A 13,725-nucleotide genomic window follows, 5' to 3' on the forward strand; every position below is an offset into this window, starting at 1 on the left:
GTATAAACGTACTGGAATTAATGACGAACAATAATTTTTAATCAATTAAGATAAAGAGAGGTATAAAAATGGCAAAGGATTCTTCTTTTGATGTAGTTTCTGAAGTGGATTTTCAAGAATTAGATAATGCTATAAATCAAGTCAAAAAGGAAATAGCACAAAGGTATGATTTCAAAGATTCTAAATCAACAATAGAAATTGAAGATAAAGTTATTAAGATTTTAGCAGACAGTGATTTTAAACTTAACGCGGTAATAGATATTTTGCAAAGTAAAATGATTAAAAGGAATGTACCACTTAAAGCAATATCCTACGGAAAGGTAGAGCCTGCCGCTGGGGGAATGGTTAGGCAGCTTTTAACAATTCAAAATGGTATTGATAAAGAAAAAGCAAAAAAAATTGTAGCAGCAATTAAAGATCTGAAAATTAAAGTTCAAGCCCAGGTTATGGAGGATAAGGTCAGAGTAATAGGTAAGAACAAAGATGATTTACAAGCAGTTATTCAAATGTTAAAAGAAAAAGATTTCGATATTGCACTACAGTTTACTAATTTCCGATCCTAAGCAGCTGGCGCAGCTGCTTTTTTCACGTGCTCCTATCAGTTTCGCAATCTAGGTGTTAAAATCTACCTGGTAAGATGGATAACCTGTACCAAGCATGGCTTTGTAGTTTTATTTGTATTTTTCACTGTAGAATATGCCCCTGTGATAACGAAGCTTGTAAAATGATATAGGTATATTCTCCAATTATTTAAAAACTAAATTGATTTTTTGCAAAAAATGTTTTTTCAAGCAGGAAAATTTCGATTTGTGGAATATTTTAGTAGTATAACAGTTAAGAACTACTAAAGGAGTTATGAAAATGCATTTGAAAAAATTTTTTGCAAAATGTTGTTTAGCTATTTTAATGCAAGGCATATTTTTAGTTTCAGGCTTAAATTTTGCTTCCGCCGAGGAAAATTTATTGCCTATGGAATGTCATGTGAGAGGAATTGATGTAGGCAACAAGACAGCTGCAGAGGCAGTTAAAAAAATCCAAGAATCTCTAAGTAAAATTACTTTCTCCTATGGACAAAAGACATGGCATTTCTCGGCAGAGGAGCTTGGATTAACTGTAAACTGGGAACAACTCCAAACTGTCCTAAAACAAACTGCGAAAAACCCCTATTTATCTTACCAACAAAACTATTTGATAAATATTCCCATTAGCTTGGAAATTGATCAAAAGAAACTTGCTCAAACTATAAATGGTTTAGCAAAAAATTTAAATCAGGCAGCAAAAGCTACTGCCAAAGAAAAAGAAGTTAAAATTACTATCGATACTGTAAATTTAACAAAAATACTGCAAAACTTAACTGATCTTTCAATCAATGAATTTGAGCTGCCAGTAGTGATAACTGAAGTTAAAAAAGTAAATACTGAGCAAAAGCAAGATCTCTTAGCCACATTTACTACAGTTTTTCCTAATCAGAGGGATCGTACTGTCAACATTAAATTAGCAGTGAATGCTTTAAATGGAAGTAGAATTAAACCAGGCGAAGTTTTTTCTTTTAATAAAACTGTGGGCCCTAGAAGTTATGAGCGTGGCTATAAAGATGCTAAAATTATTGTTGGAGGTGAATTTGTGCCTGGTGTAGGAGGAGGGATTTGCCAAGTAACCTCTACTCTATATAACGCAGTTCTTTTAGCTAATTTACCAATAGTTGAACGATCTCAACATAGTTTAGCAATTTCCTATGTGCCTCTAGGTAGAGATGCTGCTGTTAGTTATGGATCAAAAGATTTTAAATTTCGTAATAATACTACTCAGGACTTAAAACTAAAAGCCTATATTCAAGGAAATAAATTAACAATATCTATTTTAGGAGACCATAAATATATAGAAGGTAAAAAAGTTACCATAAAAACGGTAAAAGGATTTATCAGCACCGGGAAAAAAGGCTATAGAGTAGCAACTTATCGGATTGTAGAGTCTGGTAATAAACAATACAAAGAGTTTCTCGGTCATAGTTTTTATCCTTTATAAAGTCATCCAAGTAATTTTTTGGACAAGTTATTTTGCAAAAATATAGAAAAGCATTTGAAAGTTTGGAGAAACTCAATTATAGTATTGTTTGGAAGGAAGAAAAAAATAATAATAGGAGGGATAAGATGCTAGAAAGAATTTTTAAGCTGCGGGCTAATGACACAACAGTGCGTACAGAAATTTTAGCCGGATTTACAACGTTTATCACATTAGCTTATATAATATTTGTAAATCCTGCAATTTTAGCTGATGCGGGCATCCCTAAAGAAGCAGCTATTGCTGCCACAATTTATGCTACAGTTGTGTCAACGCTACTCATGGGCCTTTGGGCTAATTTCCCAATTGCTGTGGCACCAGGAATGGGACTTAATGCCTTTTTTACTTATACTGTTGTTTTAGGTATGGGTTTATCTTGGCAGACTGCTTTAGGTGCCGTATTTATTTCAGGTATTGTTTTTTTAATTTTGACAGTCACAAAGATTCGTCAGTATATTATTGAAGGTGTTCCCAGTGTATTACGATCTTCCATTGGGGTAGGTATCGGACTTTTTATTGCTTTTATTGGTTTAAAAAATGCCGGAATAGTGGTTGCTGATGAGGCTACATTTGTTAAAATGGGTGATATAACTAATCCGGGCGTATATGTAAGTTTAATAGGTTTGGTTATAGCAGCAATTTTGATGACTAGAAAAATTAAAGGTTCTATTTTGATTAGTATTTTAATAACTACTATACTTGCTATGATTACAGGTGTACAAAAATTGCCAGCTAGTATAGGAGACATAGTTAGTTTTAATGTGCCTAGTCTGGCTCCAACTTTTTTACAGTTAGATTTGGCGGGTGCTATCCACTATGGGATTTTTTCAATTATTTTTTCATTTACGATAGTGGAATTGTTTGATAATATTGGAACTCTAATTGGTTTAACCAAAAAAGCCGGCATGATGGACCAAGATGGTAAAATAAATAATATTGATCGCGCACTAACTACAGATTCTATTGGTACAATGACTAGCGCTTTGTTTGGGACAAGCACTGTGACTTCATATATAGAAAGTGCAGCTGGAATAGCTGAAGGCGGGAGAACTGGTCTAACCGCTGTAACAGTGGCAGTACTATTTTTAATTTCTTTATTATTCTCTCCCCTTATTGGTTTAATTCCTTCTGTTGCTACTGCACCAGCTTTAATTATTGTTGGTACCCTAATGTTGGGGGAAATTGCTAATGTCAAATTTGAAGATTTTACGGAAATTTTCCCTGCATTTCTAACCATAATTATGATGCCTTTAACTTATAGTATTGCAACAGGTTTGGCTTTTGGTTTTATAAGTTATACACTAATCAAATTATTTACAGGCAAAGCCAAAGAAGTTAGCATTATGATGTATATTATATCCATCGCTTTTCTTATTAATTTTGTCTTGCGTTAAATATTTAAAATTAAAAAAATGCAAAGCAGTAGTTTCCTTTAGTCAAATGGAACTGCTGCTTTTTTTATGTTAATCCTTTTCTTTTGTAACCAGCATCTTAAAATAGGCATATTATATAAGATAATTAATAGAATAGATAATAGCCCATTTTACAATTTAAATAATTTAATACTAAGGAGGGTGCTGGATGTTGGGGATAATAGATAAAATTTTAAAAGATATAGGCTTAGAGAAAGTGCAGCCTGAAGATAATGTTTTAGAATTTCATTTAAAAAGTGCTGAAGAAATTAAAAAGCTAATTGTTAGTAAATATCTACAGTAAGATGAAGAAAGAAGCTGCCTGTGCTATAATAACTTTAATATGTTTCATGAATAATCTTTAGCAGTTTGGAGGCAGGAATTTTGAAATATCCTCAGGAACGTAAAGATAGTAAAGTAGATGTGCTTATTTTAACAGCAAGTTACGGTGGCGGGCATATGCAGGCGGCTAAAGCATTAAGCCAAGCTTTAAAGAAACTTGAGCCTTGTCTTAACATTGAAACCTTAGATTACGTTCGTTGGATTAACACTAGGCTGGACTCTTTTACAAAATTAGCTTATGTCAAAGTCACAAGTAAAGCCCCCAGCCTATGGCACTTATTGTATGATATCACAGACCGTCCCTTTTTCGCTAAACACGGTTTAACGCGAAGACTTGGTTATCAGAGATTATATAGTTATATTATGCAAATTAAACCCAAAATTATTGTATCTACACATTTCTTGACTTCGGCAGTAGTTGGAGAGTTAAAAAAAAGAAAATTAATTTCTACTCCTTTAGTTACAGTAATCACAGATAATGTTTTACATGCCTTTTGGCTAAATTCATTTGTGGATTTGTACTTAGTTGCCAATGAAAACATCAAAAGAGATTTAATTCAATATGGTGTAGCTAGTGAAAAAGTAGAGACTACAGGCATACCCATTGATTTAAAATTTAGTGTCAGTTATGATAAAATGGTGTTGCGTCAGCAGCATCATCTAATACCCCGTTTACCGACTATCCTTATAATGAGCGGTGCTTATGGCATAGGTGATATTACTGGGATTTGTCATTTCTTAGCTCATTTTGAACATAAAATACAAGTTATCGTGATAGCTGGCAAAGATAAGAGGTTAAAAAGAAAAATAACAAATTTAACATATAATTCTAAAAACAACTTTCATATTTTAGGTTATGTCACAAATGTTTTTGAATTGATGAATACGTCAGATTTACTTATTTCTAAGGCAGGAGGTTTAACTACTAGTGAAGCATTAGCCAGTAATTTGCCGATGCTAATTTATAAACCAATTCCCGGTCAAGAAGAAGGTAATGCTACTTATTTGAGAAATGCAGGGGCAGCTGTAATTGCTAGTAACATGGACGAATTTATAAAGTGGTTCAATGAAATCGTTTTTAGCGATTCCAAATTAAAGGCTATGTCTCAGGCATGTCTAAATTATAAAAAACCTTTGGCAGCCTTGCGGGGAAGCGAACTATTATTAGACCGTTTCAAACTATCTTAAAAACGGAGGCATTAGCCTCCGTTTAATTCTTCAGTCATTATTTGTCCCGATAAATTTGTTTATATTCCATGTGACAGGCATGTAAATAATCAACTGTACTTCATTATCATTTACGGCTACTACTTCGGATTCATATATTTCTCCAGTACAATCATCCATAATTTCAATTATTTCGCCTGTAAATGCTGCCTCTAAAAGCAGCTTTTTTACCTTTCTTGTTTGGATGTGTTCTACGTTCACCGTCTATCACTTCCTTCACTGGCAGGGTCTTAATAATATCATATTCAGGGTTAGCTAAAACAATGCAACGGGCTAATAGATAAAATAAAAAAACCGCTTTAAATAAGCGGTAGATTTTTTACTATCCCTATGAGCTCGTGCTCATAGGGACTGGGAGAGGAGAAACCGGAGGAAGAGCTTATGGGGGAGGGTTATTTTTTTTAATAACCTCTAAGCTCTTCAGTAAATTACTTTACCATTAAGTAGTATGAACTGCTGCATTTGATTATATACGTTAGAACTAAAAAAAATGGCAATAATAAAGTAAAAAAATAGTAAGAATCAGTCAAAATATGTTTCAAAATATGTTATAGTATAATGAGGTGTTGAAATGTGCGAATTATTTCAGGAAAAGCCAAAGGGCATCCAATAGTAGCTCCAAAGGGATTTGATACAAGACCAACTACGGATAGAGTTAGGGAAGCAATCTTTAATATAATCCAAATGCACATTTCAGGTGCTGAGGTTCTAGACTTGTTTGCTGGGACAGGGGCCTTGGGTATTGAGGCTTTAAGCAGAGGAGCTAAAAAAGCGTTTTTTGTTGAGAAATCTTTACCCGCACTAAAATGTATTGAAAAAAACCTTTTAACAACTAAACTAAAAGATTTTGCCTATATATTAAATAGTGACGCTTTTTTTTACTTAACTAATTGCAAAGAAAAATTTGACTTAATATTCCTTGATCCTCCATATGGGCATAATTTAGTTGAACGTGCCTTGGAAATAATTTCCCAGAGATCTATTTTAAACAGCAAAGCTATAATAATAGCTGAAACTTCCAAAAGTGATAATTTGCCGGTTTCCCTAAAAAATATTGAATGTTATCGTCAAGTACGCTATGGTGATACTATGATTTGGTTTTATTATTTGGCTAAGGGTGAGGAGGAGTAATATGGATGTTTTTGAGACCCTAGATGCATTGGAAGAGTTGATTGACAGTAGTCACAAGATTCCTTTGACAAATAAGATTATGGTTAATGTAGATGATATTTTGGATTTCTTAGATCAAATTCGCTCTGTATTACCTGAAGAAATTAGGCAATCTCGCTGGGTAACGAAAGAACGTGAAAAAATTTTAGCTGAAGCTCATCAGGAAGCCAAAATAGCTATTGAAGAAGCCAAGTCGCATATTGGTAAATTAGCTGAAGATACAGAGGTAGTTCGTCTGGCTAAGGTAAGGGCTGAGGAAATTATTAATAAAGCTAAAGCCATTAGCCAGGATATTCGTTCGGGTGCTGAGTTATACGCTGATGAACTTTTAAGCAAATTGGAAGCAAACTTAGAGAAATCCTTAGAAGTTGTGCGCCAAGGGCGTCTAGAACTAAATCACAATAAACAGCCTATGGCAGAATAATTTTTATCTATTTTATAATTTAAAACGTAGCTTAAAAAAACGACCTAAAAGATTAAAGCTCAGTGAGATACATAATAAAATTAAAATAATAAAAAAGCAGATTTTTAACAATTCCAAACTCATGAGCCATGGGGATAGGAAAAATTTATTGTTGAATTCTACAAATAGTAGACTTACAGTTGTACTCTTATTTTTTAAAAAAATAAAAGTAAAGACTGAAGCTAATAAACCATGCCCAATTCTTGTTAGTAAGTAAGGCTTTAGACTAATGTCTGTGTCAGCGATCATGCTTTTGGTTTGAGCGTGGATAGAAAGACCTAGCCAACCTAAAATTATACTTACAATGACTAATTGCTGAGTTAAAGGTGCTTGTACCTCACTGGTTAATTTAGCTCCAATTGTCATTTCGATGATGCCGCTGGAAAGAGTATTATATAAATGCTGGTTAAAATTAAAACCCGAAAGTATAATAGCTAGCAAACTGCCCATAGCTTTGATGATACCAAAAGTTGAGAGTATTTCGATAATAACTGAGAATATAATAACGAAGCCGCCTACCGTTAGTAGAGTATTGATAGAATTACGGATGGCATCACCTAATAATTTACCAATGGTTCTTCCATCAGCTTGGTAGGCCTTTTCTAGTGCTTGAAAAGCACTTTTTATTATTGAGCCACGTACACTAGGTACAGTGCTTAATTCTTTCCCGTTGCAATTATAAAAGCGTAAGATGATTCCCATGACTAAGTTAGCTAAATAGTGGGCTCCAGCGATAACTATTCCTAATTCTGGATGATTAAACATACCGACAGCGACAGCACTGAACATAAAAAGTGGAGAAGCATTACTGGTAAAACTGATTAATCTTTCAGCTTCGGTTTTTGTACAAAGGTTTTTTTCCCTAAGCTGACTTGTTAAGGCTGCTCCTATTGGAGCCCCCGAGGTATAGCCTACTGCTACTACAAAAGCCCCTGAGCCTGGAACATTAAAAAGAGGGCGCATAATTGGTTCTAAGAGAACCCCCAAAAAATGGACTATACCCAATGCCATTAACATCTCAGACACAACAAAGAAAGGCAGTAAGGCCGGAAAGACAATGCGCCACCAAGCGTCTAGCCCTCGTAGTGCTGCTTGAAAAACAGCTTGAGGGTAGAATAACATGGCAATAATAAAGGTTAGGATAAATATTATTTTGCAAAGTAATATAAAAAACATCTTTTTTCTACTGGGGGCAGATAAATTCAAGTAAATTCCTCCAAAATTTCTTTAAAATTTTAAAAAACTAAAAATAACAGAAAAATACCAAAAAGGATAACTTGTTTTCCTGACAGAATCATAACTTTATAGTAAATTATATAGGGATTATTTTTTTCTAGTACACAATGTTGGGAATACTACTGACATATGACCTTCTACATATAGAAAGAAGGGGTGATGTCGGTGAAAAAGCCAATAGTGGGGCTGGCACTAGGATCGGGTGCTGCTAAAGGATTTGCTCATTTGGGAGTAATTAAAGTTCTAGTTAAGGAAAATATACCTATTAATTTAATTACCGGGTCTAGTATTGGCAGCGTTTTTGGCGCTTTGTATGCTGTAGGGACCGATCTTTTTATTTTGGAAAAACTTTGTGCCTCATTACAGCAAAATCAGCTAATTGATTTTTCCGTTTCAAAATTAGGTTTTATCAAAGGGAATCGTATTGAAGCATTGTTGCGTTTGTTAACTAAAAATAAGCGCTTTGAAGATTTAGAAATACCTTTATATGTGACGGCTGTTGATATCGAACGCAGGGAAAAAGTTGTTTTGGAAAAAGGATCTATTGCCGAAGCACTGCGGGCAAGCATTTCCATCCCTGGAGTATTTCAGCCCAAATATCTTTTTGATAAAATGCTAGTTGACGGTGGGGTACTAGATAGAGTACCGGTTAAATTAGCCAAGAGCAAAGGTGCAGATTTTATAATTGCTGTGGACTTAAAAAATGGTGGTATTACTAAGGAATTTGAACCAGTTAAAAACACAATTGATATTATTCTAAAATCCATAGATTTGTTAGAAAAAAGCAACTATGATGATTTAAAAGAAGCTAATATTTTACTTGAACCAAAAGTAGCTCATATTGGCCCGGCAGACTTTCACAAGGCTGCCGAATGTATTGCTTTAGGCGAAGAAGAAGCTAGGGGGGTTATTCCTAAAATCAAAGATTCCTTAGGGATAATCTAATTTACTTTAAAAATTTCTACACTTTTAAAGTAGAAAATTATATAGAATTTTTAAGTATTAAGGAGGAGAAATTGTGAAAGTATTAGTAATTAATAGCGGCAGTTCTTCCATTAAGTATCAATTATTTGATATGACAGACGAAGGTGTGTTAGCTAAAGGATTAGTAGAGAGAATTGGCATTGAAGGCTCCATGTTAACACACACTCCAGCTAACAGTGATAAAGTTGTTATTAAGCAGGACATTCCTGATCACAGTATTGGAATTAAATTAGTATTGGATGCATTAATCAGCTCAAGATACGGTGTAATCAAGAGTATGGATGAAATTTCCGCTGTAGGACACAGAATAGTTCAAGGGGGAAGCATCTTCCCTAAATCAGCTTATGTTAATGAAAAAACTAAAGAAGGCATTAAAGAATTATTTACCCTGGGGCCACTACATAACCCACCTGCTTACACAGGTATTGAAGCTTGTGAAAAGGTGCTGCCTGGTGTACCTATGGTAGCTGTTTTTGATACCTCTTTCCATCAAACTATGCCCAGCAAAGCATTTATGTATAGTTTACCTTACGAATACTATGAAAAATATGCTATTAGAAGATACGGTGCACACGGAACATCCCATAAATATGTAGCTTATCGTGCAGCAGAATTAGCTGGCGAGCCAATTGAAAATTTAAAAATTGTTACCTGTCATTTAGGTAATGGTTCTAGTATTACTGCAGTCGATGGAGGAAAATCCGTTGATACAAGTATGGGTCTAACTCCATTGGCTGGAGTTACAATGGGCACAAGATGTGGTGATATTGACCCGGCAATTGTACCTTTCATTATGGAAAAAGAAGGTTTAACACCGAAAGAAATGGATACAATTATGAATAAGAAAAGCGGTGTTTTAGCCCTTTCTGGAGTTTCAAGTGACTTCCGTGATATTGAAGGTTCAGCTAATGAAGGCAATGAGCGTTCCAAGCTTGCTTTAGAGAAATTTGCTTATGATGTTAAAAAATACATTGGAGCATATAGTGCAGCTTTAAATGGCTTGGATATTTTAGTATTTACTGCAGGTTTGGGCGAAGATTCTTACACCATGAGAGAATCTATTTGCAAGGATTTAGATTTCTTAGGAATTAAAATTGATGTAGATAAGAATAAAGTACGAGGCCAGGAAGTAGAGGTTACTGCACCTGGATCCAAAGTTCGTGTTTTTGTAATTCCTACAAATGAAGAAGTAGTTATTGCTAGAGAAACAAAGGAAATCGTTGAAAGCTTAAAGTAAATTTTCTTGACAGATAGCTGTAAGTATTTGTATAATAACTTTTAGGTTTTCCCAAAATAGAGCAGGTGGATAAAATGATTATTGATTTAGCTAAGCTTCGTGCTCAGCCTGAGGGTAGTAAAGAGTTTAGAATGGAAAAAGAATTTGAGCCTATATCCTGGGCTGATGAAGTATTGACTTTTCTTGCTCCGGTTCAAGTAGACTTTGTAGCCACTTATAATAATAAAGTGCTACATGTAGAGGGACAAGTTCAGGCTAAATTGAATTTTACTTGTTCTCGTTGTTTACAGCCTTTTATTAAGGAATTTAATACTAAAATAGCAGCAGAGTTTCGACCTAAGGTAAGACGGGAAGAGGAAGTAGATGCGGAAAATGTGTATTATTATTCCGGAGACCTGGTGGACTTAACAGATGCTATTTTGGAGAATATTTTGCTAGAGTTGCCTATGAAGGCAATATGCACTGAAAACTGCTTGGGTTTATGTATGAAATGTGGGAAAAACTTAAATGAGGGTCCATGTACATGTTCAACCCAAGAAATAGACCCCCGGTTACAAGAATTACAAAAGTTCTTTAGTCAGGAAAGGAGTTGAAATAAATGGGTGTACCAAAAAGGAGACATTCTAAAGCAAGAAAAAATATGCGCCGTTCAATTTGGGCTCAAATGGAAGCACCTGGATTAACTGTTTGTCCTCAATGCCATGAATTTAAACAGCCTCACCGTGTTTGTCCGTCATGTGGTTATTATAAAAATAGAACCGTTGTTGAGTCGGCTGCAGAGTAAAATTAATATTACAAATAAATTACAACAAACTTAAAATAAAAAGCTATTGTACCCTAAGGACTATACACAGAGGTTTTAACGATTATGTATAGTTTTTAGGTATAATAGCTTTTTGCTATTTTTTGGGAAGTAACACCTTGCATAAATTTAGCACCTAGTTTATACTGTTTTGTAAGTAGGTATTAATATCTACTACTAAGTAAGGGAAGGACTAGCAAATGCGGCTGATTAGGAGCAAAGAAGAACGACAGTCTCTTTTAGCTGAATATATAAATACAATGCCTTTCGCTACAGATGAAGAGTTAGCCGAAAAATTTCAGGTTAGTATCCAAACTATTAGGCTAGATCGATTGGCTTTAGGGATACCTCAAGTTAGGGAAAGAATGAAATCTGTTGCTAAGGAAGTATATCAACCTTTACGGTCTTTGCAAAAGGGCGAATTAGTGGGAGATCTGATTGAAGTAAGGCTAGGCGACAGCGGAATTTCTATTCTAGATGTTAATGAAGCCATGGTTTTAGAAAAGACGAAAATAGCTAGAGGGCATTATTTATTTGCGCAAGCTAATACTTTAGCTATAGCTATCATTGATGCTCCTGTAGTGCTGACAGGCAGTGCTCGAGTTCGTTTTAAAAGACCTGTATTCTTAGGAGAAAGAATAATTGCTAAGGCTAAAGTTAAAGTTCAGCGTTCCACTAAATTATTGGTAGAAATTCAATCAACGGTGGACAAAGAAGTAGTCTTTAAAGGACAATTTATTGTATCTGCCCTGAAGCCTAAAAGGGAGGAGTAGTTTTAGATGCGTTTAGCAATTGATGCTATGGGTGGTGACCATGCGCCACAACAAATAGTAGAAGGAGCAGTTAAAGCTGCTAAAGAAAAGCCTAGTCTAGAAATTATTCTCGTGGGACAAGAAGCTGTTTTGAAAAAAGAATTACAGCAACATACTACTTTAAATAATATTAGTATTTGTCCAGCTAATGAAGTTATTACTATGGAAGAAGAGCCGGCTCTCGCAGTGCGAAGTAAAAAGGATGCTTCCATAGTTGTGGCTACTAAACTGGTAAAAGATAAGGAAGCAGATGCTATTATTTCTGCTGGAAGTACAGGTGCCCAGATGGCCAGCGCTCTTTTGGGTTTGGGAAGAATAAAAGGGATAGCACGGCCTGCAATAGCAACAGTATTTCCAACTTTAAAAGGCGGAAAGTTAGTTTTAGATGTTGGGGCTAATAGTGACTGTAAACCTATACATTTGGTACAATTTGCCCACATGGGTAGTATTTATGCTGAAAAACTACTTCAGATTTCAAATCCAAAAGTTGGCTTATTAAATATAGGCTCAGAGGAAAAAAAAGGAAATGAGCTAACTCAAGAAACATATCATCTGTTAAAGAGAGAACAGAATCTTAATTTTATAGGTAATATTGAACCAAGGTATATTCCTTTAGGTGAAGCAGATGTAATAGTTTGTGACGGATTTGTTGGTAATGCTATTTTAAAATTTGCAGAAGGACTAAGTAGTTTTTTATTTAAGCTAATAAAACAGGAATTAACAAAAAATTTTACAAGGAGAATTGGTGCGGCTCTTGTTAAATCTGGGTTTAAGGATATCAAGAATTCCCTAGATTATACGGAGTACGGGGGAGCTCCCTTACTCGGCGTAAATGGGGTTAGTATTATCTGCCATGGTAGTTCCAATGCTTACACCATAAAAAATGGTATTTTTGCTGCTGCTAGATGTGTAGAAAGCGACTTTGTTCGAAAGATAAGTGAAGTTATAGCATTGGAAGAGCAGAAAGGATGAGACCAATGGAAAGTATCCAAGGAATAACTATCATCGGAACTGGTTCATCTGTTCCTGAAAAGGTATTGACAAACGATGAATTAGCACAGAAAGTAGAAACCAACGACGAATGGATTAGAACCCGTACAGGGATTTGTGAACGAAGAATTGCCGACCAATATACAGCTACCTCAGATTTATGTGTATCTGCAGCCCAAAAAGCAATTGCCGATGCGGCAATTAGTCCTGAGGAAATAGATTTAATCATTGTAGCTACTATTACTCCTGATAGAATTTTTCCCTCTACAGCATGCTTTGTACAAGAAAGAATTGGCGCTAAAAAGGCTAGTGCCTTTGATCTTTCTGCTGCTTGCAGCGGCTTTATTTATGCATTATCTGTTGCCAGTCAATTTATTGCAACTAGCTTTTATAAGACAGTCTTAGTTATCGGCGCGGAAACCCTTAGCAAAATCGTAGATTGGGAAGATCGTTCAACTTGTATACTTTTTGGTGATGGAGCAGGTGCCGCTGTTTTAAGAAGCAATCCAATGGGCAAAGGTATTCTTTCGTTTTACTTGGGATCAGACGGATCAGGAGCTGAGCATTTGTTTATTCCAGCTGGCGGTTCACTAAAACCAGCAAGTATAGAAACTGTTACCAATAGAGAGCACTATATTAGAATGAATGGCAATGAAGTATTTAAGTTTGCTGTAAAAATAATGAGTGAAGCATCCTTAAAAGTACTTGAAAAATGTGGGAAGACAAAAGATGATTTAGACTTCTTAATTCCACACCAGGCCAATATTAGAATAATCGAAGCAGCAAGAAAAAGGCTGAATTTACCACCGGAAAAAGTATATGTTAATTTAGACCGCTACGGTAATATTTCCGCTGGGTCTATACCTGTAGCATTAGACGAAGCTGTTAAAGAAGGAAAGATTAATAAGGGTGACTTAGTTTTATTAGTTGCGTTTGGGGCAGGGCTAACCTGGGGAGCCTGTGTTCTGGAATGGAACAAATAGGAGGTT

At 35.1% G+C, this 13,725-nt stretch carries 16 protein-coding genes; 14 read left to right on the forward strand and 2 right to left on the reverse strand.

From position 1 onward, the window contains the following. The first annotated feature begins 68 nt into the window (after positions 1–68). From RDV78_05170 to RDV78_05190, 5 genes are all read left to right on the forward strand, one after another. Positions 69–563, forward strand: a complete 495-nt coding sequence (locus RDV78_05170; GenBank protein ID MDS1029893.1) for a YajQ family cyclic di-GMP-binding protein — start codon at positions 69–71, stop codon at positions 561–563. A 298-nt stretch (positions 564–861) separates the two neighbouring features. Then, positions 862–2,025, forward strand: coding sequence for a VanW family protein (locus RDV78_05175; protein MDS1029894.1), 1,164 nt, complete (start codon positions 862–864; stop codon positions 2,023–2,025). A gap of 125 nt (positions 2,026–2,150) precedes the next feature. Beyond that, positions 2,151–3,455, forward strand: coding sequence for an NCS2 family permease (locus tag RDV78_05180; GenBank protein ID MDS1029895.1), 1,305 nt, complete (start codon positions 2,151–2,153; stop codon positions 3,453–3,455). 187 nt (positions 3,456–3,642) lie between these two features. Next, the gene (locus RDV78_05185; GenBank protein MDS1029896.1) at positions 3,643–3,777 is read left to right on the forward strand and encodes a hypothetical protein; all 135 of its coding nucleotides are present in this window, start codon (positions 3,643–3,645) and stop codon (positions 3,775–3,777) included. A gap of 80 nt (positions 3,778–3,857) precedes the next feature. Then, positions 3,858–5,003, forward strand: coding sequence for a glycosyltransferase (locus tag RDV78_05190; GenBank protein MDS1029897.1), 1,146 nt, complete (start codon positions 3,858–3,860; stop codon positions 5,001–5,003). Between the two features lie 30 nt (positions 5,004–5,033). Here RDV78_05190 and RDV78_05195 read toward each other — a convergent pair whose 3' ends face one another. Next, positions 5,034–5,243, reverse strand: a complete 210-nt coding sequence (locus tag RDV78_05195; GenBank protein MDS1029898.1) for a hypothetical protein — start codon at positions 5,241–5,243, stop codon at positions 5,034–5,036. A gap of 372 nt (positions 5,244–5,615) precedes the next feature. Here RDV78_05195 and rsmD point away from each other — a divergent pair, with 372 nt between their 5' ends. Together rsmD and RDV78_05205 are read left to right on the forward strand one after the other, a co-directional pair. Next, positions 5,616–6,173, forward strand: a complete 558-nt coding sequence (gene rsmD / locus RDV78_05200) for a 16S rRNA (guanine(966)-N(2))-methyltransferase RsmD (GenBank protein ID MDS1029899.1) — start codon at positions 5,616–5,618, stop codon at positions 6,171–6,173. A gap of 1 nt (position 6,174) precedes the next feature. Then, positions 6,175–6,636, forward strand: a complete 462-nt coding sequence (locus tag RDV78_05205; GenBank protein ID MDS1029900.1) for an ATPase — start codon at positions 6,175–6,177, stop codon at positions 6,634–6,636. Between the two features lie 12 nt (positions 6,637–6,648). Here the strand turns inward: RDV78_05205 and ylbJ are convergent, their stop codons facing one another. Further along, positions 6,649–7,881, reverse strand: coding sequence for a sporulation integral membrane protein YlbJ (gene ylbJ / locus RDV78_05210; protein ID MDS1029901.1), 1,233 nt, complete (start codon positions 7,879–7,881; stop codon positions 6,649–6,651). A gap of 195 nt (positions 7,882–8,076) precedes the next feature. Between ylbJ and RDV78_05215 the strand changes: the two genes are divergently transcribed. The 7 genes from RDV78_05215 (at position 8,077) to RDV78_05245 (ending at position 13,719) form a co-directional block, all read left to right on the forward strand. Beyond that, positions 8,077–8,856: a patatin-like phospholipase family protein gene (locus RDV78_05215; GenBank protein ID MDS1029902.1), complete on the forward strand. Its 780-nt coding sequence runs from the start codon at positions 8,077–8,079 to the stop codon at positions 8,854–8,856. Positions 8,857–8,929: 73 nt separating this feature from the next. After that, the gene (locus RDV78_05220; GenBank protein MDS1029903.1) at positions 8,930–10,132 is read left to right on the forward strand and encodes an acetate kinase; all 1,203 of its coding nucleotides are present in this window, start codon (positions 8,930–8,932) and stop codon (positions 10,130–10,132) included. Positions 10,133–10,206: 74 nt separating this feature from the next. Further along, on the forward strand, positions 10,207–10,725 hold the full coding sequence (locus tag RDV78_05225) for a DUF177 domain-containing protein (protein ID MDS1029904.1): 519 nt from the start codon (positions 10,207–10,209) through the stop codon (positions 10,723–10,725). A 5-nt stretch (positions 10,726–10,730) separates the two neighbouring features. Beyond that, positions 10,731–10,916: a 50S ribosomal protein L32 gene (gene rpmF / locus RDV78_05230; protein ID MDS1029905.1), complete on the forward strand. Its 186-nt coding sequence runs from the start codon at positions 10,731–10,733 to the stop codon at positions 10,914–10,916. A 218-nt stretch (positions 10,917–11,134) separates the two neighbouring features. Then, positions 11,135–11,707: a transcription factor FapR gene (gene fapR / locus RDV78_05235; protein MDS1029906.1), complete on the forward strand. Its 573-nt coding sequence runs from the start codon at positions 11,135–11,137 to the stop codon at positions 11,705–11,707. A gap of 6 nt (positions 11,708–11,713) precedes the next feature. Continuing rightward, positions 11,714–12,718: a phosphate acyltransferase PlsX gene (plsX, locus tag RDV78_05240; protein MDS1029907.1), complete on the forward strand. Its 1,005-nt coding sequence runs from the start codon at positions 11,714–11,716 to the stop codon at positions 12,716–12,718. 5 nt (positions 12,719–12,723) lie between these two features. Next, a complete protein-coding gene (locus RDV78_05245; protein ID MDS1029908.1) occupies positions 12,724–13,719 on the forward strand; it encodes a beta-ketoacyl-ACP synthase III in 996 nt (331 codons plus the stop codon). Positions 13,720–13,725 lie beyond the last annotated feature (6 nt).

It is taken from the genome of Bacillota bacterium LX-D (genome assembly GCA_031628995.1).
Classification (GTDB): domain Bacteria; phylum Bacillota; class DUOV01; order DUOV01; family Zhaonellaceae; genus JAVLUO01.